17 protein-coding genes, 4 tRNA genes and 1 pseudogene are annotated in these 23,020 nt (G+C 60.3%); 8 read left to right on the top strand and 14 right to left on the bottom strand.

Features of this window, described 5'->3' with window-relative positions:
- Positions 1–161: 161 nt before the first annotated feature.
- The 5 genes from BLIJ_RS09045 to BLIJ_RS09025 all read left to right on the top strand — a co-directional run bounded on the left by BLIJ_RS09045 (position 162) and on the right by BLIJ_RS09025 (position 5,346).
- Positions 162–1,082 (top strand): Nif3-like dinuclear metal center hexameric protein, encoded by a 921-nt coding sequence (locus BLIJ_RS09045; RefSeq protein ID WP_014485018.1) that lies wholly within the window; start codon positions 162–164, stop codon positions 1,080–1,082.
- A gap of 45 nt (positions 1,083–1,127) precedes the next feature.
- Complete coding sequence (locus tag BLIJ_RS09040) at positions 1,128–1,802, top strand: NUDIX hydrolase (RefSeq protein WP_012578040.1); 675 nt, start codon at positions 1,128–1,130, stop codon at positions 1,800–1,802.
- A 73-nt stretch (positions 1,803–1,875) separates the two neighbouring features.
- The gene (gene glgX / locus BLIJ_RS09035; RefSeq protein ID WP_014485017.1) at positions 1,876–3,996 is read left to right on the top strand and encodes a glycogen debranching protein GlgX; all 2,121 of its coding nucleotides are present in this window, start codon (positions 1,876–1,878) and stop codon (positions 3,994–3,996) included.
- Positions 3,997–4,175: 179 nt separating this feature from the next.
- Positions 4,176–4,249 (top strand) — tRNA-Pro (locus BLIJ_RS09030).
- A gap of 530 nt (positions 4,250–4,779) precedes the next feature.
- Entirely contained in the window at positions 4,780–5,346 is a 567-nt protein-coding gene (locus BLIJ_RS09025; protein ID WP_012578038.1) for a site-specific integrase, read from the top strand.
- 91 nt (positions 5,347–5,437) lie between these two features.
- On the opposite strand, the gene BLIJ_RS09020 is transcribed toward BLIJ_RS09025, so the two are convergent.
- Positions 5,438–5,689 carry a hypothetical protein gene (locus BLIJ_RS09020; protein ID WP_126386333.1) on the bottom strand — a complete coding sequence of 84 codons (252 nt, stop codon included), beginning with the start codon at positions 5,687–5,689 and terminating at the stop codon, positions 5,438–5,440.
- A gap of 739 nt (positions 5,690–6,428) precedes the next feature.
- Between BLIJ_RS09020 and BLIJ_RS09015 the strand changes: the two genes are divergently transcribed.
- A complete protein-coding gene (locus BLIJ_RS09015) occupies positions 6,429–6,695 on the top strand; it encodes an HNH endonuclease signature motif containing protein (RefSeq protein ID WP_012578035.1) in 267 nt (88 codons plus the stop codon).
- An 83-nt stretch (positions 6,696–6,778) separates the two neighbouring features.
- Here the strand turns inward: BLIJ_RS09015 and BLIJ_RS09010 are convergent, their stop codons facing one another.
- Positions 6,779–7,663, bottom strand: coding sequence for a hypothetical protein (locus BLIJ_RS09010; RefSeq protein ID WP_012578034.1), 885 nt, complete (start codon positions 7,661–7,663; stop codon positions 6,779–6,781).
- A gap of 498 nt (positions 7,664–8,161) precedes the next feature.
- Here BLIJ_RS09010 and BLIJ_RS09005 point away from each other — a divergent pair, with 498 nt between their 5' ends.
- Both BLIJ_RS09005 and aroA read left to right on the top strand, forming a co-directional pair.
- Positions 8,162–9,334, top strand: a complete 1,173-nt coding sequence (locus BLIJ_RS09005) for a hypothetical protein (protein ID WP_012578032.1) — start codon at positions 8,162–8,164, stop codon at positions 9,332–9,334.
- A gap of 182 nt (positions 9,335–9,516) precedes the next feature.
- Positions 9,517–10,854, top strand: a complete 1,338-nt coding sequence (aroA, locus tag BLIJ_RS09000; RefSeq protein ID WP_014485015.1) for a 3-phosphoshikimate 1-carboxyvinyltransferase — start codon at positions 9,517–9,519, stop codon at positions 10,852–10,854.
- Positions 10,855–11,025: 171 nt separating this feature from the next.
- On the opposite strand, the gene BLIJ_RS08995 is transcribed toward aroA, so the two are convergent.
- From BLIJ_RS08995 to guaA, 12 genes and pseudogenes are all read right to left on the bottom strand, one after another.
- Entirely contained in the window at positions 11,026–12,255 is a 1,230-nt protein-coding gene (locus BLIJ_RS08995) for an acetate/propionate family kinase (RefSeq protein WP_012578030.1), read from the bottom strand.
- A gap of 211 nt (positions 12,256–12,466) precedes the next feature.
- The gene (pta, locus tag BLIJ_RS08990) at positions 12,467–14,137 is read right to left on the bottom strand and encodes a phosphate acetyltransferase (protein WP_041982016.1); all 1,671 of its coding nucleotides are present in this window, start codon (positions 14,135–14,137) and stop codon (positions 12,467–12,469) included.
- A gap of 128 nt (positions 14,138–14,265) precedes the next feature.
- A tRNA-Ala gene (locus BLIJ_RS08985) sits at positions 14,266–14,338 on the bottom strand.
- 89 nt (positions 14,339–14,427) lie between these two features.
- Positions 14,428–14,500: transfer RNA gene (locus BLIJ_RS08980), tRNA-Ala, on the bottom strand.
- 217 nt (positions 14,501–14,717) lie between these two features.
- Positions 14,718–15,416 (bottom strand): histidine phosphatase family protein, encoded by a 699-nt coding sequence (locus BLIJ_RS08975; RefSeq protein WP_012578028.1) that lies wholly within the window; start codon positions 15,414–15,416, stop codon positions 14,718–14,720.
- Positions 15,417–15,547: 131 nt separating this feature from the next.
- Positions 15,548–15,961 (bottom strand): ribosome silencing factor, encoded by a 414-nt coding sequence (gene rsfS, locus BLIJ_RS08970; RefSeq protein WP_012578027.1) that lies wholly within the window; start codon positions 15,959–15,961, stop codon positions 15,548–15,550.
- A gap of 3 nt (positions 15,962–15,964) precedes the next feature.
- The gene (gene glmU, locus BLIJ_RS08965) at positions 15,965–17,347 is read right to left on the bottom strand and encodes a bifunctional UDP-N-acetylglucosamine diphosphorylase/glucosamine-1-phosphate N-acetyltransferase GlmU (protein WP_012578026.1); all 1,383 of its coding nucleotides are present in this window, start codon (positions 17,345–17,347) and stop codon (positions 15,965–15,967) included.
- Between the two features lie 94 nt (positions 17,348–17,441).
- Positions 17,442–17,512: transfer RNA gene (locus BLIJ_RS08960), tRNA-Gln, on the bottom strand.
- A 116-nt stretch (positions 17,513–17,628) separates the two neighbouring features.
- The gene (locus BLIJ_RS08955; RefSeq protein ID WP_014485013.1) at positions 17,629–18,651 is read right to left on the bottom strand and encodes a ribose-phosphate diphosphokinase; all 1,023 of its coding nucleotides are present in this window, start codon (positions 18,649–18,651) and stop codon (positions 17,629–17,631) included.
- 85 nt (positions 18,652–18,736) lie between these two features.
- A complete protein-coding gene (locus BLIJ_RS08950) occupies positions 18,737–20,608 on the bottom strand; it encodes an acyltransferase family protein (protein WP_012578024.1) in 1,872 nt (623 codons plus the stop codon).
- A gap of 175 nt (positions 20,609–20,783) precedes the next feature.
- Positions 20,784–21,023 (bottom strand): annotated as a pseudogene (locus BLIJ_RS08945) (DUF1846 family C-terminal domain-containing protein); the annotation flags it as partial.
- Between the two features lie 160 nt (positions 21,024–21,183).
- Positions 21,184–22,746: a glutamine-hydrolyzing GMP synthase gene (gene guaA / locus BLIJ_RS08940; protein WP_012578023.1), complete on the bottom strand. Its 1,563-nt coding sequence runs from the start codon at positions 22,744–22,746 to the stop codon at positions 21,184–21,186.
- Between the last annotated feature and the right edge of the window lie 274 nt (positions 22,747–23,020).

Genomic DNA, 23,020 nt, shown 5'->3' with positions numbered 1-23,020 from the left:
AGCTCCCCTCGGGTGAGGAGGCTGAGCCGTTGAGCAAACAGTCCAGTGGATTGTTTGTAGGCGAAGGCGAGCCGATAGTCGAGCAACGAAGAGCACGAGCATGGCTTGTCCGCAATTGCAGAATGAGTCCCTTGCCGCAATAGCCCACTACAATGGGACATATGCCGAATCTCAAGCAAGTCATCGACGTTCTCGAGACCCTGTACCCATTGCGCTACGCCGAGGAATGGGATGAGCCGGGTCTCATCGTCGGCGATCTGAGCCACGACGTGCACCGCATCGTGTTCGCCGCCGACCCGACCTCCGCCATCATTGACAAGGCCATCGCTACTGGCGCGGACCTGCTCATCACCCATCACCCGTTGTTCTTCCGTTCCGTACACGAGACGAGCGGACTCGGTTTCCGGGGCGACATCGTCCGCAGGCTCTACCAGCAAGGCTGCGGGCTGTGGGTAGGGCACACCAATGCTGACGCTGCGTATCGCGGCGTGGGGCAGGCGGCGGCCGACTACTTCGGACTCATCGACCAGAAACCACTCGTGCCGATTGACGATGCCAACGCCTCTCATCCGGTCGGCTTGGGGCGTGTGGGTCGTTTGCCGAAGCCTGTTGCCCTGAAGGATTTCGCTCAGCGTGTATTCGACGAAGTGTCCGATCATGGCATGACCACCGCGCTCGGCATCCAGGTATGCGGCGATTCGGACACTTTTGTTCAGTATGTGGCCATTCTGCCTGGCTCCGGTGACTCCCTGTTCAACGAGGTGCGTGCCACCGGTGCGGACGTGTACGTAACCAGCGATTTGCGTCACCACCCGGTGACCGACGCCATCGAACAAGCTCGGTATGAAGCCCGTATGAGGGCCCAAGGCATCATGCTCGGCCATGGAATGGCGGGGGAGAGCCATGTGCGTCCCTGCTTCATCAACACCCCTCATGCTGCCATCGAATCCATGTGGTTCAATTACGCGATCGATGACGTGCCAGCCGCCATCGAACAAGCGACCGGAGCAAGGCCTGAAGTCGAGTGGTTCCACGACACGACCGATCCATGGACGCTGTCCATTACCGCGCATCGAGATTAAGACGCTATAGTGACGTGGCGAAAACGATTTTTCCGAGGAGATGACATGTTTGGGGGAAGCAAGCAGGAACAACTGGAGCATCGGCTCGACCATAAGCTGAACGCCTCCTCGGACGGCATCGACATGGACGTGCCCGCCAAAGTGATCAGTAGCGAAACCGTTTATACCGGGCGCATCTTCCACGTGGACGACATGCGCATCGCTCTGACCGACAAGCAGGGCAAGGAACACGAGATCGGCCGCCAGGTGCTGCGTCACGCCCCCTGTGTGGTCATGCTCGTGCACGACATGTCCACCGACCGTTACCTCATCGAACGCGAATACCGTGCCGGATCGGACATGTTCGCCTACGGGCTTCCCGCCGGTCTCATGGACGAGGGCGAGGACATCATGGACGCGGCCCTGAGGGAACTGGCCGAGGAAACCGGCGTGGTGCCGGACCGTGACACCATGGGTGTTGACTTCGTGGGCGATTTCTACTCGTCCGAAGGCATGACCGACGAACTGGCCCACATCATGGTGTTGCATTTGGGCCCGTTCAGGCGGGAGCAGCGCCATTTCGACGCGGACGAGCACGTGGAATCCGCGTGGATTCCGTGGAGCGACCTTGCCGCCACGCGCATCACCTCATCCAATTCGATGATCGCCATCCAGCATGAGGCGTTACGCAGACTCATCGCCAGGAACTCCGACAAAGACAAGCCGTCGCTGTTCTCCTGACGTTCAACTCCCCGGCACATCAGTGACACAAGAAAGTGGGATACTGAAAACTATGCAGATCAGACCTGGATCAATGTATCCGCTGGGCGCCAGCTATGACGGCGCCGGTGTGAACTTCGCGCTGTACTCACAGGTTGCGCAGAAAGTCGAGCTATGCCTGTTCGACGAGCACGATGCGGAAACGCGCATCGAAATGACCGAACAGAACTCATACGTATGGCATAACTACATCCCCGGCCTCCAGCCCGGCCAACGCTACGGCTACCGCGTCTACGGTCCCTATGACCCGATGCACGGCCTCAGATGCAACCCCAACAAACTGCTGCTCGACCCGTATGCCAAGGCCATCGAAGGCAACATCGACGGCGACGAAAGCCTGTTCTCCTACTGGTTCAAAAGCCCGGACGACACCTCGGCGATGAACGACCTTGACTCGGCCGCCCACACCATGAAGTCGGCCGTCATCAATCCGTATTTCGACTGGGGCAACGACCAGCACCCCTACATCTCGTACCACGATTCGGTGATCTACGAGGCGCACGTGCGCGGCATGACCAACCTCAACATGGACGTGCCGCCGGACATCCGCGGCACCTACGCCGGCCTGGCCTACCCGAGCGTCATCGAATACCTGAAGAAGCTCGGCATCACCGCCATCGAACTCATGCCGATCCACCAGTTCGTCAACGACTCCTTCCTGCAGGAGAAGGGCCTGTCGAACTACTGGGGCTACAACACCATCGGCTTCTTCGCGCCGCACAACGCCTACTCCTCCTCCGGGGAACGCGGCGAGCAGGTCAACGAATTCAAGTCCATGGTCAAGGCCTACCATCACGCCGGCATGGAAGTCATCCTCGACGTGGTGTACAACCACACCGCCGAAGGTAACCATATGGGCCCCACCCTGAGCTTCAAGGGCATCGACAACGCCTCCTACTACCGACTGGTGGAAGGCGACCAGCAGCACTACTTCGACACCACCGGTACCGGCAACTCACTGCTCATGCGCTCGCCGCACGCGCTGCAGTTGATTACCGATTCGCTGCGCTACTGGGTTACCGAAATGCACGTCGACGGCTTCCGCTTCGATCTGGCCGCCACGCTGGCACGCCAGTTCCAGGAGGTCGACAAGCTGTCTGCGTTCTTCGACATCGTGGAGCAGGACCCGATCATCTCGCGCGTGAAGCTGATTGCCGAACCGTGGGATCTGGGCTCCGGCGGCTATCAGGTGGGTGGCTTCCCGTCCAGCTGGTCCGAATGGAATGGCCGCTACCGCGACACGGTGCGCGACTTCTGGCGCTCGCAGCCCTCCACGTTGCCCGAATTCGCATCACGCCTCATGGGCAGCTCCGATCTGTATCAGGTCAACGGCCGTCGACCGGTGGCGTCCGTGAACTTCATCACCGCGCATGACGGTTTCACGATGAACGACCTGGTCAGCTACAACGAAAAGCACAACGAAGCCAATGGCGAGGGCAATCGCGACGGCGAGAGCAACAATCGCTCGTGGAATTGCGGCGTTGAAGGCCCGACCAATATTCCGGACGTCAACGACTTGCGTCAGCGTCAGATGCGCAACATGTTCGCCACGTTGCTGTTCAGCCAGGGTATCCCGATGATTTGCGGCGGCGACGAAGTGGCCCGCACCCAGCAGGGCAACAACAACGCCTACTGTCAGGACAACGAGATCTCCTGGACCAACTGGCATCTTGACAAGGGACGCAAGGAACTGCTCGCCTTCGTTTCCAAACTCATTCATCTACGTTTGGATCATCCGGTGTTGCACCGCCGTCGCTTCTTCACAGGCCGTGAGCCCGGCGACGATTCGAACATGATTCCGCAGGTCGAATGGTTCGACCACACCGGTTCGATCATGGATATGGACGACTGGCAGAACACGCATGCGTTCTCCATGATGATCTATCTGAACGGTTCGGATATTCCGGAGGTAGACTGGTACGGCAACCGGATGGTCGACAACGACTTCATCCTGATCTTCAACGCGCATTACGAACCGATTATGTTCACCCTGCCGGATGAGCGATACGGCCGCAAATGGCAGCTGGTCGTGGATACGCACAACCCGGATGGGCCGGAACTGAGCTATGAGGCGGGCTTCATGATCACCGCCCAGTCCCGCAGCTTCCTCATGCTCATGAGCGACAAAAAGCCCAAGAAGCCCATGGGGGCGTGACGCCGGCGGGAGCGATGCGGGCTGGCGGGATCGGACTGGGCCGGTTCGGGTTGGTTCGGACTGTTCCGGGTTGGTCTGTGCCGTTCCAGATTGGCTGGCTTTGGTTGGTCGGCCGCTTGCTCGCCATGACATGTACCGGGCATCGCTTATAGTATGAACTTGTGCCGTATGTGGCACATCGGGCTGTAGCGCAGTTTGGTAGCGCGCCTGCTTTGGGAGCAGGATGTCGCAGGTTCAAATCCTGTCAGCCCGACCGACAGCCCTACTTCCGCTCGGGGAGTGGGGCTTCTGGGTTAAGTAAAGAAACGTGGGTCTTATCCGCGCGTGTTGATGGGTTAGCGCCGGCGTCCGGCCCAGTCTTTTTCTGATGCCGAACCCGCTTTCGTAGGCGTCGATGCCGTAGGCCGCCTACATCGTCCAAGGAGGATTATGCGGATATCGGCACCGTGACCACGCTCGGGTCCGGGTTCGTGGCGTTGATCGTGCCCGCGTTCGTTCGGGTGTTCAAGAAGTATATTCCCGGCGGATGCGTCGGGCCCGTGTACCTTTCCGCATCCGTCTTGTTTGGTATCATCGCCATCGCCGCCACCGGCGGATTCGACGACACCTATAAGACGCTGCTCGAAATCACACCCAACGAACTCCAATCATGGGTGAACAAACTCTCCAAGGGCGGGTATAAGGCCCAGCTGTCCGGCAAGAAGAAGCCGCGGTCGCTGAGTCCCTGCATAGCATCGTCAAGGTCGTCATGGCGGCGGTGTTCGAATACGCCATCACCAACAAGTGGATCCGGAGAACCCGGCCAAGCTGGTCACAATACCGCAGATTGTGTCCAAGGACGAGGACATGGTGTTCCTCACCGTGCTGGAAGTCGAACTGCTGGTGCGATTCCTCGCTTACACCGGCGTGCGCATCAACGTAGTGCTCGCCCTGCAGATTCAGGATCTCGACTTCAGGAACCGCAAAGCCCGCATCCGCCGCACATGGTCCGATGACGGGGAAGGCAGGATGCAACTCGGCACGCAAAAAAACGGTGAGGCGAGGACCATCGCCCTGCCGCAGTCTCTCATTCCCCAACTGGAGGAGCAGAACGCCGGACAAAGCAAGAACGAGTTCCTGTTCCGGGCCAAACGCGGCGGATGCATCCACGACCAGAGCTGGAGGACACGCATCTGGTATCCCGGCGTGCGCAATGCGGGGATGGAGGGCGAGGCTGTGAACATCCACAGCCTACGTCACACCTACGTGTCCATCGCCTGCTGCGCGGATGTCAAGACCCTCCAGAAACAGCTTGGCCATGCCACGGCGAGCATCACACTCGACGTATACGCCGGACTCTGGCCCGAATGACTCAACGAAGTCGCCAACGCCGTGGACCAGATGCGGCTCAAAGCCATCGATACAGGCAAGACGAGTGAAACCGCCGCAGTGGCGTAAGAGCTTAACAAACCCTCCAAGCATTAGGAAGGAGCTGGCGAAGCCTGTCCACGGTCAATTCCCTGCACAAATTAATCCAAAGAAAAAGCTTGTGTGCCTTGGTACGCCAGTGCGCAATACCGTTGCTGATGAAGCCTCCTAAGAGACCAGCTAGAGAGTTCAATAGAACTTCTTTGGTTCCCTCTAGCATACTTGCTACTACCGTAACAATCATCAACCATACTCCATTACGATGTTCATGAGTCTTATTGCTCATAGGCTCCCCCTTTCCTTCCTCATCGGAATTCTTGCCGAGATATTTATCCATCACTCTCAACAACAGGAGAAACGCACCGTATGGCATCCCGATGATGAGGAGTTGAACCCCCACACTGGCATCCCAAAGTATGCAAACCACTGTTAGTTTACAACTTCAGCGGATCATTGTCAAATATGTTATGAGAACGTGAATCAGCCCTCACAGAATCTGTGATACATGTAACTGATGCAACCGACCCCATGCACCCTCATTCACCACACGACTCCGATACTTCACCTGTTACACCCGTTGCACCTGTTACAGAGGAATACATAAGGGGCTAGGAAGCCAACGCCAACAATGATTTCCGGCTGTAACAGGAAGACCGAGGATACCGTTACCTTCGGTAACGGATTCCGCCATATCGAATATCTGGTAGACGCAAGGCCCTGTGGGGGCTTGCATGGGAAATGCAACGCGGCGAAAATGATAGTGTTGTCGTTCAATGCAGGGAACACCAAGGCAATCTTCCAAGACTTTCCCCGCCCCGCCGGCTTTGCTCCTTTCTCTGGTGGGGCATATTCATACCCACGAGTGCCGTGAAGGCCGCCAAGCCTCACGCATAATTGAAGATTCCGCTTGCGATACAGGCATCACGGCACCCTTCACTCGTAGGCCGACCAACATGCCCCACGGTAGGAACTACAGGGATCCACGGCGCATCAACCGCTAGGCCCGCAATCTCGCCAGACAGCGGGTGCTCGCGCAACAAGTGCCCTGTGCCATCTGCGACAGGCCGATAGACGACGCGATCGCATGGCTCGATCCAATGAGCGTCGAAGTTGACGAAATCATTCCAGTGAGTCACGGCGGAAGCGCGACTGATCTGCGCAACCTTGAGAAGGTGCATCGCTGCTGCAACCAACTCAAAAGCGACAAAAGCCTTGCATGGGCAAGGCAGAAGGTCAAAGGCTCTCCGGCCCTCAAACCGACCGCCGTCCCGTTCAAGAGTTCGGATTGGTAACAGGTCTGGGAACGGTATCCTACTGGTCTGGCGTTCGGCTACCCCGAAGTATTGGCCAAATCCCTCCCCGCCGTTTTCCCAAATCAGGATTCGTTGATCTGGGTGGCAGAGGTGGAGGAGCCCTCTTCCTGAATCTCTACAATGACATCTTCATCGTCAATGGTTTCAATCTCGGATCGCTCGTTCCTGAGCCTTTCCTTGAACTCTGGATTCAGTTCCAGCCCATCATCATCGGTCAACTCGCCCTTGGCACGTTTGACAAGCATGTCCGCGAACCTTTTGCCCATTGGTTTGAAGGTGACATAAGTGATGCCACCGGAGACGACTCCACCGATGACGGGAACGGCCTTGGTAACTACTTTCCCTACAGTTTGTTTGGTGATTCTGACGCCTACAGCCGCTGTCACTTTCTTCAGCAACGGGTACCAGACCGTTTTTGTTAGGGCCTTGGCTGCGACTTTCTTGCCGATGGTTCCTCCTGCCTTCTTTGATACGAGAAGCACGAGAGTTGCGGATCCACTGACTCCGAGCATTGCAGCAAGGTATGCAATGATTCTATTTTGAGTTTGCTCCGAGAGGTTATCCATATTGTCGGAGAATAATTCATCATCGCCGAACAGATAAGCAAGTTGCTGAGCCATATTGAGTGCAAAGCCGAAGTACTGGACGACATCTGCACCCCCAGCAGCAGCCATGACTGTGGGATTGCTGGGTAATCCTGCAGCAAACGAGGTCAGCGAAGTCGCAGTCGCGCTGGCGGCGATAATCTTATCTGTCTTTTTCCTCAGTGACTCAGGTGTGTACACGCTTTGCGGACCATCCTGCAGAATCTGGTTCAAGTATTCGGAATCCTTGAACTGTTTTCTGAGGAATGCTTCACGATTAACGCGAACTACAGGCAATTTCGCCAGCGCAGCAACGGTCTCCAATGTTCTGTGGGACATCGCATCGGCATCGATTTTGGCCATGACTTTCTCCTTCAAAGTGACAAACCATTGTTTCCAATTGTATGGTCGGAAGCCTACGTAGAGGATGGACTTGCTGGAATGAACTCCTATCTTCGACTTTTAACATTAGGCCTTTCGCTGTTTGGTGTGGACGTCATGATGATCGGCGGGGCCGTAGTGGTCTTCTTGGCGGTTGCTGTGGCGATTCTAATCATCACCAGACGGCGTCGGACCATCTAACGCCTTTCACCGACGGTAGGCGGGTGCCCTGTCAACGTATTGTCCATGGATTGACTGTTCGTTGGTGGGGTTACCCGCTTTTGCCTTCTTCTGTCTTATGCAGAACAACAATGGCTGGATTGCCGGGCGACACGCCGAAGGGTCCGCCCGAGGTGACGTCCGTAACGAATCCGCCTCGGACTGACGATCATCGCACCCGGCTACGCCGACACGGCGGTAGCGCCTTGTATGTATGGTGGTGCGAGGAATGCATGCGAACGAGTGAGCAGGGGGCCGCGCATGGGACGTCATCAACGTGCGGAGACTTCGGGTCTGGTCTCCTTCTTGGTTTGCGCCGTCATCGGCGCCATCTCAATGAACCTGTACATGGAATACGCTCCGCCCATCTGGCAGCTGACGCAACGCCGATTCATGGTGTGCGCGGGCATCGTGGCGTTATGCGGCGTCTTCTCCTTCATCATCGGCTATGGGCGCAAGTCCCGCTCCCTGAACCTCAGGCACGGTTGGTTCGCGCCGATCCGCCGCGTCTTCGAGATCGCGTCCCTGTCCGTGGTGTATGCCGCGACCATTTTCCTGTCGTCGTTCGCACTCGTCGGCGTGGCCAACGACATGATGGGCAATGCCATCTTCTCCGGATACATCTCCAGCGTCTGCGCGGCGTTCGCCGGCGTGGTGGGATACATGACCTTCGTGCAGGCGGAGATGATGAACGCCAAGACCATCGCCGGCCTGTTGCCGTTCTTCGTCGTCTCCGGCGTGGCCACCGCCGGCATGACCACCGATGATCCGTACTGGTATCTCAACAATTTCTCCCAGCTTGGCGACCGCTCCACGTTCGCGGCACGCATGTTCAACTCCACGCTGATTCTTGCCGGCTCGTGCATCATCATCGTCAGCTACTTCGCCATCTCCGAACTGGTGGCCACCGAACGGTTGCAGCGTCTATGGCATGACCGCACCAAAAGCGACCCGAACCGCGGCTATGAGATCCCGCATTTCGCGGCACGCATCGCCGTGCTGTCCCTCCTGCTGACGGTGTCCGGCCTAGCGTTTATCGGCATCGGCGTCTTCCGATACACGCCGCACCATATCCTGCACAATGTGTGCGCCAAGGGACTGCCGGCCGTCATGCTGCTGCTGTTCGGACTCCTGCCGTGGCTGGCGCCGCGCCTCTCCAAAGCCGTGATGGTGGCTTCCGACCTGACCGCGCTCGTGTGCGCCGCGTTCTGGGCCAATATGATGTTGGGCCACAACACCCTGACCAATGTGGAGGCGTTGGCCGGCATGGCCTTCCTCGGCTGGTTCATCGTGTTTTCGCGCCAGATCGCCGCCATCGAAGCCGATCGTGTGGCCGCCCAGCTGCTGCACGCGCAGGCCATCGAAGGCGGTTTCGAACAGCCGCATGACGAGCCCGACCAGCAGATCGAATCCCGCATCGCCGCCGACCGTTGATAGATATCTCGTTCATTAGGTCGATTTATCGTTCATTTGGTAGGTTCGGTGTCCTACGCCATGTTGGAATCGCGCCATTTCAAAGGTGGGTGCGGAGGCTGACCTACCTAATGAACGACAAATCGACCAAATGAATGACAGCGGACGCTCTGGAGCCTCCAAATACTGATAGATTTGGCCTTATGCCTGAACAACTTACGAATCTCTGGCCTGCCCCGCTCGCCACACAGCCGTTGAACGCTACGGTAACGGTGCCGGGCAGCAAGTCCCTATCCAACCGCTACCTGATTCTCGCCGCCCTCGGCAGCAAGCCCGTTACTCTGATTGGCCTGCTGCGTTCGCGCGACACGGACCTTATGATGAACGCCCTCGAAGCCCTCGGTGTCCGCTGCGACGTGGATTCCGCAACCGACACCACCGTAACGGTTACTCCTCCCGTATCCGGCCGATTCCATGGCAACGTCAATGTGTTCTGCGGACTGGCCGGCACGGTGATGCGTTTCGTGCCCGGCCTTGCCCTGTTTGCAGATGGCCCAGTGAATTTTGATGGCGACGAACAGGCTTATGCACGCCCGATGAAGCCGGTGCTTGACGGTTTGGAACAGCTGGGTGCAACGGTTGATTATCACGGCGAGATTGGCCGTCTGCCGTTCACTATTACGCCGCCTGCAACCTTGCCGGCTGCCCAGGCGCATGTCAGCATCGATTCGTCCGGTTCTTCCCAGTTCATCTCCGGCCTGCTGCTGATTAGTTCCAAACTGCCTGGCGGTCTGCACCTCACGCACACGGGGGAGAAGACCCCGAGTCTGCCGCACATTCGCATGACTGTGGCTGATGTGACCGGTGCTGGCGGAGCGGTTGAGGCCGATGAATCCGCCCGCACATGGACGGTTGAACCGTGCGCAATGCAACTGCCGAGCAAGGTGACCGTTGAGCCCGACCTGTCGAACGCGGCGCCATTCCTCGGCGCGGCATTGATCGCCGGCGGCACGGTCCGGGTGCCTCATTGGCCTGAGACCACCACCCAGCCGGGTGGTTTGTTGCCGGGCTATCTGGAACAGATAGGTGCCAAAGTATCGTTCCCGACAATCGATGGCGTGCGCTATTGCGAGGTGACCGGTGACGGCATCGTGCGTGGGCTGGGTACGTTCGATTTGACGGCGGCCGGAGAGATTGCGCCCTCGTTGGCGGCGATTCTGATGTTTGCTGATAAGTCGACAGACATGGTTGGTATTGGTCACTTGCGCGGCCACGAAACGAATCGTCTGGAGGCATTGGTCAACGAGATTCGTCGTGTTGGGGGAGCGGCTGAGGAATTGCCTGATGGATTGCGTATCGAACCGGTGCCGGCGGAGACGTTGCACGGTGCCGTGATGGAAACCTATGCTGATCACCGTATGGCCACGTTCGCCGCGATGCTGGGGCTGCGTATTCCCGATATCGAGGTCATCAACGTGGCCACCACGCGCAAGACCTTGCCTGATTTCGTCGGTATGTGGAGCGGCATGCTGAGGCAGTAAGGGGTCCTGTGTTCTGGTGGAACTCCCCTCAGTCCGCTACGCGGACTGAGGGGAGTATGACGCAGGGGTAGTGGTCTCATGACCATATACGAATGGGGGGCTGATTCCAATCGGAGTCAGCCCCCCATAGTGTTGCAACTAGAGATTAGTGAGATGCCTAACGGCGGTTACTTACTTGGCGAAGGTGTTGCCGTAGGTGTCGGTGCCGGCTTCGGCGATCGCGGCGGACTTGCGGGCGATGGCCAGCTCCTCGTTCGTCGGAATCACGGCGATGACCACGGAGGAGTCCGGGGTGGAGATGATGCGCGGCTCCTTGGAGCGCACGGCGTTCTTCGCCTCGTCCAGCTTGACGCCGAACGGAGCGAGCTTGTCGCACACCATCTTGCGGACCACATCGTCGTTCTCGCCCACACCGGCGGTGAAGGTGATCACATCGCAGCCGCCCATCTGGTAGGTGTAGTTGCCGATGTAGCTGACGATACGGTGCACGTAGACATCGAGGGCCAGCTTGGCGTCCTCGTTGCCCTCGGACACCAGACGGTGGACCTCGCGCAGGTCGCCGTAGCCGGTCATGCCCATCATGCCGGAACGCTTGTTGAACAGGGCGTCGAGCTCGTCCACGTTCATGTGGGCGTTGCGGATCAGGTGGAAGACCACGGCCGGGTCGATGTCGCCGGTGCGGCCGCCCATCATCAGGCCCTCAAGCGGGGTCAGGCCCATGGAGGTCTCGACCGGCTTGCCGGAGATCTCGGCGGAGGCGGAGGCGCCGTTGCCGATGTGCAGGACGATCTGCTTGAGGCCTTCGGCCGGCTTGCCGATGACGCCCGGCACCACGGAGGAGATGTATTCGTGGGAGGTGCCGTGGGCGCCGTAGCGGCGGATGTGGTACTGGTCGGCGATCTCCTTGTTCAGCGCGTAGGTGCTGGCGGCCTTCGGCAGCTGGAAGAAGAAGGAGGAGTCGAACACGAAGATCTGCGGAACATCCGGCAGCAGGGAACGCATGACCTCGGCGCCCTTGGCCTCCGGGCCGTTGTGCAGCGGGGCGAGCACGGCCAGATCCTTGACCTGGTTAATGGTCTTGTCGGTCACGAGGGCCGGGTTCGGGAAGATGGAGCCACCCTGCACCACGCGGTGGCCGACGGCGACGATGCCGGCCTCGGACAGCTTCGGGCCGTACTCCTCGAAGAAGCCGAGCACGCGCTTGAGACCCTGCTCGTGGTCGTGAATCGGCTCTTCAAGCTCATGCTTTTCGCCGTTGTACTCGTGCTTGTAGTGGCCGTCGACCGGTTCGCCGATCTTCTCGACAAGACCGGAAGCGAGGCCTTCGCCGGATTCAAGATCAACCAGCTGGTACTTGATCGAGCTGGAGCCGGAATTGATGACAAGGACGGTTTTCGCCATTGTGGGCATCCTCCATTGTGATTGAATGTTCCCGTGAGACACGGGTTACCGTTGACTAGATTACTCGTTGCTTGCTACAAAATAAGCATTACAGTGGCTCCCGCTGGCGGGAGCTGGCGGCGAAGCCGACTGAGGGTGGTTCTGCTTCGCGCCTGACCACCCTCAGTCACGCTGTGCGTGACAGCTCCCTCTGGCGGGAGCTAAGCCGGGCTCACTGCGCTTCGATGGCGGTGAGGGCGATGGTGTTGATGATGTCCTGCACCAGTGCGCCGCGCGACAGGTCGTTCACCGGCTTGTTGAGCCCCTGCAGCACCGGGCCGATGGCCAGGGCGCCGGAGGAGCGTTGCACGGCCTTGTAGCCGATGTTGCCGGCGCACAGGTCTGGGAAGACGAACACGTTGACATGTCCGGCTACGTCGTTGCCCTTGGCCTTGGTGGCGGCCACGGTGGGCGACCAGGCGGCGTCGAACTGGATGGGACCGACCACCGGCAGATCGGGCGCCTTCTCCTTGAGCAGCTTGGTGGCCTCCTCCACCAGATCCACGTCCGGGCCCTTGCCCGAGCCGAGGGTGGAGTAGGAGAGCATGCCGACCTTCGGGTCGATGCCGAAGGCGCGGGCGGTCTCGGCGGACTGCAGCGCGATCTCGGAAAGCTGCTCGGCGTCCGGGTTGAGATTGATGGCGCAGTCGGCGAACACGGCCACATGGTCCTTGAAGCACATGAGGAACGCGCCCGAGACCAGTTTCTGGCCCGGCTTGGTCTTGATGACCTGCAGGGCGGGGCGCACGGTGTTGGCGGTGGAATGCACGGAACCCGAAACCAGTCCGTCGGCATAGCCGAGCACCACCAGCATGGTGCCGAAGTAGCCGGCGTCGGTCAGTTGCTTGCGGGCCTGCTCCTCGGTCATGCCCTTCTTGGCGCGCAACTCGCACAGTTTGGCCACCATCGGCTTGAGCACGTTCTCGTCGTCCATGGCCTGGAATCGGGCGCGCCCCAGACTGTTCAGCCCCAGTTCCCTGCCGCGGGCCAGGATGGCGTCCTTGTCGCCCACGATGATGAGGTTCACGGTCTCACGTTCGAGCAGGTAATCGGCCGCCTTGATGATGCGGTCCTCCTCGCCTTCGGGCAGCACGATGGTCTTCTTGTTGCTCTTGGCCTTGCCGAGCAGGTCGAATTGGAAGGCGTATGGCGTGACCGGCGCGGTGACGTCCACATCGAGCGCGGCGAGCACCTCGTCGATGGGAGCGTGCTTGCGGAAGGTCTCAAGGGCCAGATCCTTGGTGGATTCGTCGGTGAAGGGCACCTGCGGCAGGGTCCAGACCGGCAGGCCGTATTTGGCGAGGGTCTCTTTGACGGAGAAGGCGTGGCGCGGCTCGCAGCCGGTCACGAAGATGCCGAGCACCGTATTGCCCGCGGCGCGCATGCCCTCGATGGACAGTTGCACGGTTTCGTCGAGCTCGTGCGGCCATCGGTCCATGGTGCACACGGCCAGGAACACCCCGGCCTTCAGATCGGCGGCGACGTCCGCGTTGAACTCGTAGGTGGTCGGGTCGTTGACGTGGGATTTGTCGGTGCCGACGATCAGGGCGGCGTTCGCGCGGGAGACCTCCATGGCGTAGTTGAACTCGCCGACGATGTCTCCGCGGGCGGTGTCCTTGTCGGCGCGCACCTTATGCACGTCGAGGCCGGTGGACAGGGACACGCCGAGCCCCGCATTGGAGGCGGCGAGCAGGATGGGGGTGAATTCGTCATGGTTCGACACGGCCGGCCGGAACACCATGGTCTTGTATTTGGAGGTCAACGCATTGAGCACGCCATAGGCGACGACGTTGCGTCCATTGGCGCCTTCGGGGCTGGCGATGTATACACGGGTGACGGTCACGATGTCTCCTTTGATATCAGCATGATAGGGACCATCATTCATTGTAGTGGCGATCACCGTTACCGTTCACGCAGTGTCGTGGTGGGGGAGACGCAAAAGGCCGGTGCGTGAAGCACCGGCCTTGATTGTGGAGCTAGGGGGATTCGAACCCCCGACCCTCTCCATGCCATGGAGATGCGCTACCAGCTGCGCTATAGCCCCGAGTGAAGCTATCCGATTCATGGGAGTCGAGATACCCACCACGAACCAGCGGAGAAACCATCACATCATGCAACCTGACGGCTTCATCGTGGAGCTAGGGGGATTCGAACCCCCGACCCTCTCCATGCCATGGAGATGCGCTACCAGCTGCGCTATAGCCCCGTTCTTTAATTGTTGGCCCGTCGTTCGGACCTCGTATACATTACGCCGGGATGCCGATTCCGGCAACACTCGGCGTGTCGCCAAATGACAGAAGTGTGATTTGGCGACACTTTTTGGCTTGTTTCCGCCATTATTCAGACATTGAGTCATTCAGTTATTGCTTGAACGGTTCCGAATACACCGGACCTGTTGGATCAGCAGGGGAGCCGTGACGCGATCAGCGTTCGCGCTCCCACTCGTCGGTGTCGGCGATGGCCGGACCGTGATTGTAGTCCAGCAGACGCCAGCGCACAGTGCCATCAGGATTGTCCATCGGCACCAAGCACACCCAGTGCGCATTGCGCAATGAGACCACCGTGGAGAAGGTCGGATCGATCGCGGAAATGCCCAACAGGGTCTGCAATGTCTGCGCGATCCATGCGCCGTGCGAGAACACGAACAGGTCCGTGTCGTCTCCGGCACGCGTGGACCAGTCCTCAAGAGCCTCCATACCGCGTTTGCCTACGGCTTCCTTGGGTTCGGCACCATACTTCAGTTCACCGCCCCGAGACTCCATCCAGGAACGGAAGTCCTCAGGGTAGCGTTCGGCCAGTTCAGCCACGGCAAGGCCATCCCAATCCCCGAAGCTGCGTTCACGAATGCGAGGATCATCGACGGGCTCGATTCCACCCAATACGTCGGCGAAAGCCTGCGCGGTGGCGTGCGCACGCTTCAAATCGGAGCAGACAATGAATCGATTGTCGATTTCCGGCCGACGATCGACGTACAGGCTTTTCAAGGCCGTGGCGGTCTGCTTGACCTGCCATTCACCCACGGCGTCCAGCGGAATATCGACCTGGCCTTGGAGCTTGTGGGCGGCGTTATAGGAAGTGCGTCCATGACGAATAAGAAAAATGGAACGAACATGATTGGTCATAGTGACGATCCTTTCGGTTCCAGTGAGGAAACAGGAAAAGGGGAGGGCTGCCTGGCCCCGTCAATGACGTTCGGCAACAGGCAGCCCGACACGCGAATATCAGCGTATATCAGCGTTATGTGATTCGCACGTTACGCGGTGGTGACGGCAGCAACGTCCGCATGCTCCGCCGTTTCCGGGTGTGCGAGTTCAAGATCGATGGCCGGGCAGTCGCGCCAGAGTCGTTCGAGCCCGTAGAATTCGCGTGATTCCTCGTGCATGACATGAATCACGAAATCGCCGTAGTCGAGCAGCACCCACTGGCCTTCGGTCAGGCCCTCGCGCGAGCGCGGCTGGCGTCCGGAGCACTTGAGGTAAAGGTCCTTTTCGATTTCCTCGGCCACGGCCAGCACCTGGCGCTCGTTGGAGGCACCGGCGATCATCATGATGTCGGTGATGCCGAGCAGGTCGGCCACGTCGAAGGCCACGATATCGGTGGCCTTGAGACGGTCTGCGGCCTCGGCGGCCACGCGGACGGCGTTGATGGAATCCTGAAGTGCGGGCATGGTTCAGCGCTCCCAGGCGGGCTTCCAGCCCTCGACGTTGTGCTGCGTGTTCTCGGAGTAGACCATCGTGTCGTCCGGCACGGCGTGGCGCACCACGGAGCCGGCGCCGGTGGTCACGTTGTCGCCGACCTCGACCGGGGCCACGAACAGGTTGCCGGCGCCCACATGGCAGCCGTCGCCGATCACGGTGCGGTTCTTGTGCACGCCATCGTAGTTGGCGGTGATGGTGCCGCCGCCGATGTTGGTGTGGTCGCCGAGCCGGGCGTCGCCCACATAGCTCAGGTGCGGCACTTTGGTGCCGTTGCCGATGTGCGTCTTCTTCATCTCGACGAATGCGCCGGCCTTGGCGTCCTCGCCGAACTCGTTGCCCACACGCAGGTAGGTCCACGGTCCGATGTTCGTGCGCGCCCCGATATGCGATTCCTGCACACGGGAACGTTCGACCACCGCACCCTCGTCCACGGTCGCGTCGATAAGGGTGGTGTACGGGCCGACGACGGCGTCCTCGCCGATCACCGTATGGCCTTGCAGGAAGGAGCCGGGCAGGATGGTGGCGTCACGGCCGATCCGCACGTCGTCCTCGATCCAGGTGGTCTCCGGATCGAGAATGGTCACGCCATTGCGCATCCAGCGTTCGCAGACGCGGCGGTTGTAGGTCTTGGACAGGGCGGCCAGCTGCACGCGGTCGTTCACGCCCTCGACGGTGAGCGGGTCCGGGGCGGCGAACGCGCCGACCTTGCCGGCCGACTTGGCGGTTTCCAGTGCGTCGGTCAGGTAGAACTCGCCCTGCGCGTTGTTCGACTTCAGTCCGGCGATCGCCTCGGCGAGCACGGAGGCCTCGAACACGTAGACCGAGGTGTTCACCTCCTGCACGGCGAGTTCGCTGCGGTTGGCGTCCTTCTGCTCGACGATGCGCAGCACGTTGCCTTCGCGGTCGCGGATGATGCGGCCATAACCGGTCGGGTCGTCGAGGATGGTGGTGAGCACGGTGGCGCCATTGCCGGAGGCGGTGTGGAATTCGACCAGGCGGTGCAGCGTCTCGCTGTCGAGCAGCGGCATGTCGGAGGCGGCGATGAGCACCGGGCCGTCGATCTTGCCGGATTCGGTGAGCTGGGCCATCGCGCACTGGACGGCGCGGCCGGTGCCGGGGATGTCGTCCTGGTTCACGATGGTGACCTGCTCGTCATAGGAGCGGGCGGCTTCGGCGACGCGCTCGGCCTGGAAGTGCACGACCACGGCCAGCGTGTCGGGATTCAGGGCGGCCACCGAATCCATGACCCTGTTCAGGAAGGTCTTGCCTGCAAAAGTATGCAGCACCTTCGGCTTGTTGGAACGCATGCGGGTACCCTCGCCGGCGGCGAGGACGATGGCTGCGGATAATGCCATAACTGACGTATTCCCTTCGATTGGAATGTCTATTGAGGGCGGAAACACCTCAAAACAATAGACGGCCGCCCGGATGTCGAGCGGCCGTCAGCCGTTCCCCCACCTGGACTCGAACCAAGACAAAGGGTTCCAAAGACCCGTGTGCTGCCATTACACCATGGGGGAGTCGTGGGCTTTCGGCCCACAAGTGTTCATTTATATCATACTGTCGGTATTTACCGAAAGACTACGCCATGTCGCGTCTCGCATTGTGTGCTTTCCGCGAACAAACACGCACGTAATCAGGCGAACAGGAAGCCTTGACCGTGGTGCTCGGGGTAGGTGTCGAACAGTTCGGCGACCGAGCCGTCCTCGAATACGGCGCGGATGGCGCTGGCCAGCAGCGGGGCGATCGACAGGACGGTCAAGCCATCCCAGCGCTTTTCCTCGGGAATCGGCACGGTGTCGGTCAGCACGACCTCGCGCGCACCGCAGTTCTTGAGTCGCTCGATGGCCGGGCCGGAGAGCACGCCATGCGTGGCGACCACGGTCACCGACTTGGCTCCCGCGTCCTGCAGCACGTGGCATGCGCCCGCGATGGTACCCGCGGTGTCGATCAGGTCATCGACAAGCACGCAGTCCTTGCCGGCGACGTCGCCGACCACACGGTTGGCGACCGCCTGGTTCGGGCGGGTGATGTCGCGCGTCTTGTGCACGAAAGCGAGAGGACCGCCGCCGAGACGCTGCGCCCACTGCTCGGCTACGCGAATGCGGCCGGCGTCGGGGGAGACGACGGCGACGTTGTCGAGATGGTCCTGGAAACGATCACGGATGTAGTCGACCAGCACCGGCATGGCCACCAGATGATCGACCGGGCCGTCGAAGAAGCCTTGGGACTGCGCGGCATGCAGATCGACCGACATGATGCGGTCGGCACCGGCGGTCTTCAGCAGGTCGAACACCAGACGGCAGGAGATGGGCTCGCGGCCGCGGTGCTTCTTGTCCTGACGGGAGTAGCCGAGCAACGGGCAGACCGCAGTAATGGAACGGGCCGAGGCGCGCTTCAGCGCGTCGATCATGATGAGCTGCTCCATGATCGCCTTGTTGATGGGCTTGTAATGGCTTTGCAGCACGAACACATCGGCGCCACGCACCGATTCGGTGTAGCGCACGTACATCTCGCCGTTGGCGAAATCGTATGCGGTGGTTTCAAGGACGTCGATGCCGAGCTGCTCGGCGACATCCTCAGCCAACTTCGGATGAATCCTTCCCGTAACGAGAATAAGATTCTTATCGGGCTTCCCTTCAAGGATTGCGCTCACCATGTCTCCCAACGTGTGGTCTCGTTGATGCAGTCTTCAGCATAGCCGTTCTTCACGACCGGTTGGACAACTCAGCGTTGCCTGCCGTTCACCTGCCGCTTGCGACCCATTGACGGATCGTCTGTTCGACGGCTTTCGCGTAGATATCGCTGTCCAGGCTCGGATGGATGCCGTCGGGGCCGAAGACCTGCGTGTTCGCGTTGGCCGTGGCATCCCAGTCCACCAGCACCACGTTGCTCGGATGTGCGGCCGCATAGTCGGCCAGCGTCTGGTTGGTGGGCGGGACCCATGCGCGATCAGCATGCGCGTTGACCAGCACCAGCACACGGTCCCGCCCGATCATGGCGAGAATGCGGTCAAGCTGATCGGCGCTGATCTGCGAGTTGGTGGCCAGTCCCACCAGCACCCATTGCCGTAGGCTCCCGGCGGCGAGATCATCGTCGATGAGCTCGGGCGCGGCCATGATGGATCGTGACACACTCGCGTCGATCTGTATGCCGGGAAACACTGCCGACAACCCTTGTGAGGAGGCGAGCATCACCGAATCGCCTATGGCGGTGATCCGGTCTCCGGTGGGCATCGTATGCGTGGGCTTGGGCGGTGCCGGCACGTTGCGGCGCAGCAGCACATGTTCGGTCTTCTGCAGGCGCTCCAGTTGCGCGGCCTGTTGCTCCAACTGAATCTGCATGGCGGTCTTCGCCGGCGCATGGACGATGCCCTGCACGCAGCCGACCAGCGAGAGCGCCGCAATGAGGTCGAAGACGATGACCTGCACGGCCCGGCGGCGGCCGCATGTGCGAGGGGGCAGCACGATGGACAGCGGCGAGAGCGCCGCCGGCTTCTCCACCATCTGCCAGGAGAGCGTCACCATGGCGACGGTGAGCAGCGCGGCCATGGCGAGGGGCCAGGGGGCGGCGGACCGGAAGAGCTTCGGGGCGAGGGCGGTGGAGAGGATCCACAACGGCCAATGCCACAGATAGATGCCGTATGAATACCGGCCGAGTGCGGCCAGCGGCTTGAACACCATAAGGCTTTGCATCCAGGAGTCATCGGCGATGGTGCCGGCGATCAGCAGCACGGACAGCAGGCTGGACAGCATGATGCCCCCGCGGAAGGCGAAGGCGTCCTGCCTGCCCACGACCGTCATGCTCACCAAGGCGATCAGGCTGATGAACGCCATCGAGGGTGCCGCCGCGTCCCATAGGCGCCTCCATGCCGGAACGTGAGGCGTCGGCGTCTCACGTGCGACGGGGAAATCACCCGAACTGATGATGCGGGGCGTCGGTTCGGGCTCCTGGTCGGCGTTGCCCAGCGGGGCCACGGTGACCCACCAGGCGAGGGCGACGCCCAGCATCAGACCCATGCCGTGCGTATCGGTGCCGAAGTAGACGCGGGTGGGATCGCCCTTGGGCGTATACATCAGTCCCATGGCAAGGCCGCTGGCCGCCGCCAGCGACAAAGGGACCAGTGAGGCATACCGCGTGCGCCGAATCCGCCACATCAGCCATACGATGAACGGCACGATCACGTAGAACTGCATAAGCACGCCGATGAACCACAGATGACGGAACACCTGCGGATTCATCTGGTCGAAGTAACTTTGTCCCGTGCCGATGGCGTACCAGTTGTAGCAGCCCAGCAGCACGGTGATGACCTGATCGCGGATGGACACCAGCATATCGTGATCGAACAGCCAGCCGGCGCTGACGATGACCGGGATCAGCAGGAGCAACGCGGGGTAGAGGCGCACCGCCCGCTTGGGGATGAATCGCACGAGGTTGAGCGTTCCGGTCGTGTTCAGGGACCGTATGAGGCTTGTGGCGGTCAGGAATCCCGAGACGGTGAAGAACACGTCCACGCCGTAGAATCCGCCCGGCAGACGCTGCTGCATGCAGTGATAGAGCACGATGGCCAGCAGCGCCAGTCCTTTAATACCGTCTAGACCCACGAACCGCTTCACGGATAATCCTTCTCTCACCGTAGTGCTGATGGCATCCCCCGTTCTCTCCAACAAACGGAAAACAAGCCCAGCATGGTAGAGGGGAGAGACAATGCGACAGCAGCGAATCGTCAGGCCGCATGCTGCATGATTACCGGCTTGACGATTCGCGGCATACCGCGCTTATCGGTGGCGTTTACCGGTGATACAGACTCACCCGTTCGTACTTCGGTTCGCAGCACACGTTGATGCCGAGTTTGCGATACAGCGCCTCGTCCGTGGATGAGATGATAACGGAGAAAAAGGCGTCGCAGCCCTGCAACTGTTTGAGCCCGTCGATGACGCGAGCGGCCACAGGACTGGTGGCGCTGGTGATTGACAATGCAATCAGCGTTTCATCCGAGTGCAAGCGTCGGTTCACGCTGTTGAGATGTTGGCGGCTTGCAGTTCGATGTATTTTTCGTTGTCGAATCCCTGGCGCAAAGAGGTCGGCATCCCTTTCCGGACGACGTCGTAAGCGGAAAAATTATACCGGGCATCGTCGGCAACAAAAAAGGGATTCCCCGATGGAGAATCCCATTCGTCACAGAGAGCAATTACTCCCATTCAATTGTGGCCGGCGGCTTGCTCGTGCAATCGAGGACGACGCGGTTGATCTGGCGGCACTCGTTGGTGATGCGCGTGGAGATCGTGGCGAGCACGTCGTAGGGCACGCGAGACCAGTCGGCGGTCATGGCGTCTTCCGAGCTCACCGGGCGCAGCACGATGGGGGAGCCGTAGGTGCGCTCGTCACCCTGGACGCCCACCGAGTGAACGTCGGCGAGCAGCACGACCGGGCACTGCCAGATGTCGCGGTCGAGACCGGCCTTGGAGAGCTCCTCGCGGGCGATGGCGTCGGCCTCGCGCAGCAGGTCGAGGCGCTCCTTGGTGATCTCGCCGATGATGCGGATGCCCAGACCCGGGCCCGGGAAAGGCTGACGCCAGACGATTTCGTCGGGCAGACCGAGCTCGGTGCCGATGGCGCGCACCTCATCCTTGAACAGAGTGCGCAGCGGTTCGATGAGCTGGAACTTGATGTCCTTGGGCAGGCCGCCGACGTTGTGGTGGGACTTGATGTTGGCCGCGCCGTCGCCGCCGCCGGATTCGACGACGTCGGGGTAGAGGGTGCCCTGCACGAGGAACTTGACTTCCTTGCCGCGCGCGCCGGCCTCTTCAAGCACTTGGCGCTGGGCCTTCTCGAACGTGCGGATGAACTTCTCACCGATGATCTTGCGCTTGCGCTCCGGCTCGGAGACTCCCTTCAGGGCCTCAAGGAAGTCGTCGGCCGCGTCCACGGTGATGAGCTTGATGCCGGTGGCGGCAACGAAGTCGTGCTTGACCTGCTCGACCTCGCCCTTACGCAGCAGGCCGTGGTCCACGAACACGCAGGTGAGCTGGTCGCCGATGGCCTTGTGCACCAGAGCGGCGGCCACGGCGGAGTCCACGCCGCCGGACAGGCCGCAGATCACCTCGGCGTCGCCGACCTTCTCGCGGATCTTCTTGACTTGATCCTCGATAATCGAGGAGGCATCCCAGTCGTTGGGCAGCGCGGCGCAACGGTGCAGGAAGTTTTCGATAAGCTTCTGGCCAAGCGGGGAGTGCTTGACTTCCGGGTGCCACTGCACACCATAGAGCTTGCGGGATTCGTCCGCCATGGCGGCCACGGGCGCGCCTTCGGTGTGGGCCAGCACTTCGAAGCCGGCCGGGGCCTGTTCGACCGCCACACCGTGGCTCATCCACGTGGTCTGCTCGGCGGGGGAGTCGGCGAGGATGCCGTCGGCGTCATCGATGGTGGCTGAGGTCTTGCCGTATTCGCCGAGAGCGGCCTTATCCACCTTGCCGCCGAGCTCATAGGCCATGACCTGGAAGCCGTAACAGATACCAAGCACAGGAACACCGGATTCGAATACCTTAGTATCTATGGTCGGCGCGCCGGGCTCGAACACAGAGGCCGGGCCGCCGGACAGAATAATCGCCTTCGGATCCTTGGCCAGGATCTCGTCAACCGGCATGGAATGAGGGACCAGCTCGGAGTACACGCCTGCTTCGCGCACGCGGCGGGCGATGAGCTGGGCGTACTGGGCGCCGAAGTCGACGACAAGCACAGGACCGTTTGCCATTGATATTCCCCTAACGTTCATTGGAATTTTACGTGGGCTGAACACCACTGATTATCACTGGTCAAGGCGACAAGGCCGACACGCAGAAACCATGTGCGTAAATCGAACAAACTACATGCCTGTAGTCGGACAACACGCCGATTTCAAACATGGGAAATCGAACGTGCGCTGTTCTAGCCAGATAATGGATTTCCGCATGCTTCCGCCGTTTTGAAAAAGTATGTTGAAAAAACTAATGTTGACAAACGGTCAGTTGAACCGCACAAATACTGAA

The sequence above is a fragment of the Bifidobacterium longum subsp. infantis ATCC 15697 = JCM 1222 = DSM 20088 genome, from assembly GCF_000269965.1.
GTDB lineage: Bacteria > Actinomycetota > Actinomycetes > Actinomycetales > Bifidobacteriaceae > Bifidobacterium > Bifidobacterium infantis.
This window is presented reverse-complemented; position numbering and strand designations above follow the sequence as displayed.

Excerpts from the sequence above, each read along its gene's own strand:
- glmU (WP_012578026.1), bottom strand. The coding sequence starts at position 17,347 with ATGGCATTATCCGCAGCCATCGTCCTCGCCGCCGGCGAGGGTACCCGC.
- BLIJ_RS09010 (WP_012578034.1), bottom strand. The coding sequence starts at position 7,663 with ATGGCCAAAATCGATGCCGATGCGATGTCCCACAGAACATTGGAGACC.
- BLIJ_RS09040 (WP_012578040.1), top strand. The coding sequence starts at position 1,128 with ATGTTTGGGGGAAGCAAGCAGGAACAACTGGAGCATCGGCTCGACCAT.
- glgX (WP_014485017.1), top strand. The coding sequence starts at position 1,876 with ATGTATCCGCTGGGCGCCAGCTATGACGGCGCCGGTGTGAACTTCGCG.
- BLIJ_RS09005 (WP_012578032.1), top strand. The coding sequence starts at position 8,162 with ATGGGACGTCATCAACGTGCGGAGACTTCGGGTCTGGTCTCCTTCTTG.
- aroA (WP_014485015.1), top strand. The coding sequence starts at position 9,517 with ATGCCTGAACAACTTACGAATCTCTGGCCTGCCCCGCTCGCCACACAG.
- BLIJ_RS08975 (WP_012578028.1), bottom strand. The coding sequence starts at position 15,416 with ATGACCAATCATGTTCGTTCCATTTTTCTTATTCGTCATGGACGCACT.
- guaA (WP_012578023.1), bottom strand. The coding sequence starts at position 22,746 with ATGGCAAACGGTCCTGTGCTTGTCGTCGACTTCGGCGCCCAGTACGCC.
- BLIJ_RS09045 (WP_014485018.1), top strand. The coding sequence starts at position 162 with ATGCCGAATCTCAAGCAAGTCATCGACGTTCTCGAGACCCTGTACCCA.
- rsfS (WP_012578027.1), bottom strand. The coding sequence starts at position 15,961 with ATGCCCGCACTTCAGGATTCCATCAACGCCGTCCGCGTGGCCGCCGAG.
- BLIJ_RS08995 (WP_012578030.1), bottom strand. The coding sequence starts at position 12,255 with ATGGCGAAAACCGTCCTTGTCATCAATTCCGGCTCCAGCTCGATCAAG.
- BLIJ_RS09020 (WP_126386333.1), bottom strand. The coding sequence starts at position 5,689 with ATGAGCAATAAGACTCATGAACATCGTAATGGAGTATGGTTGATGATT.
- BLIJ_RS08955 (WP_014485013.1), bottom strand. The coding sequence starts at position 18,651 with ATGGTGAGCGCAATCCTTGAAGGGAAGCCCGATAAGAATCTTATTCTC.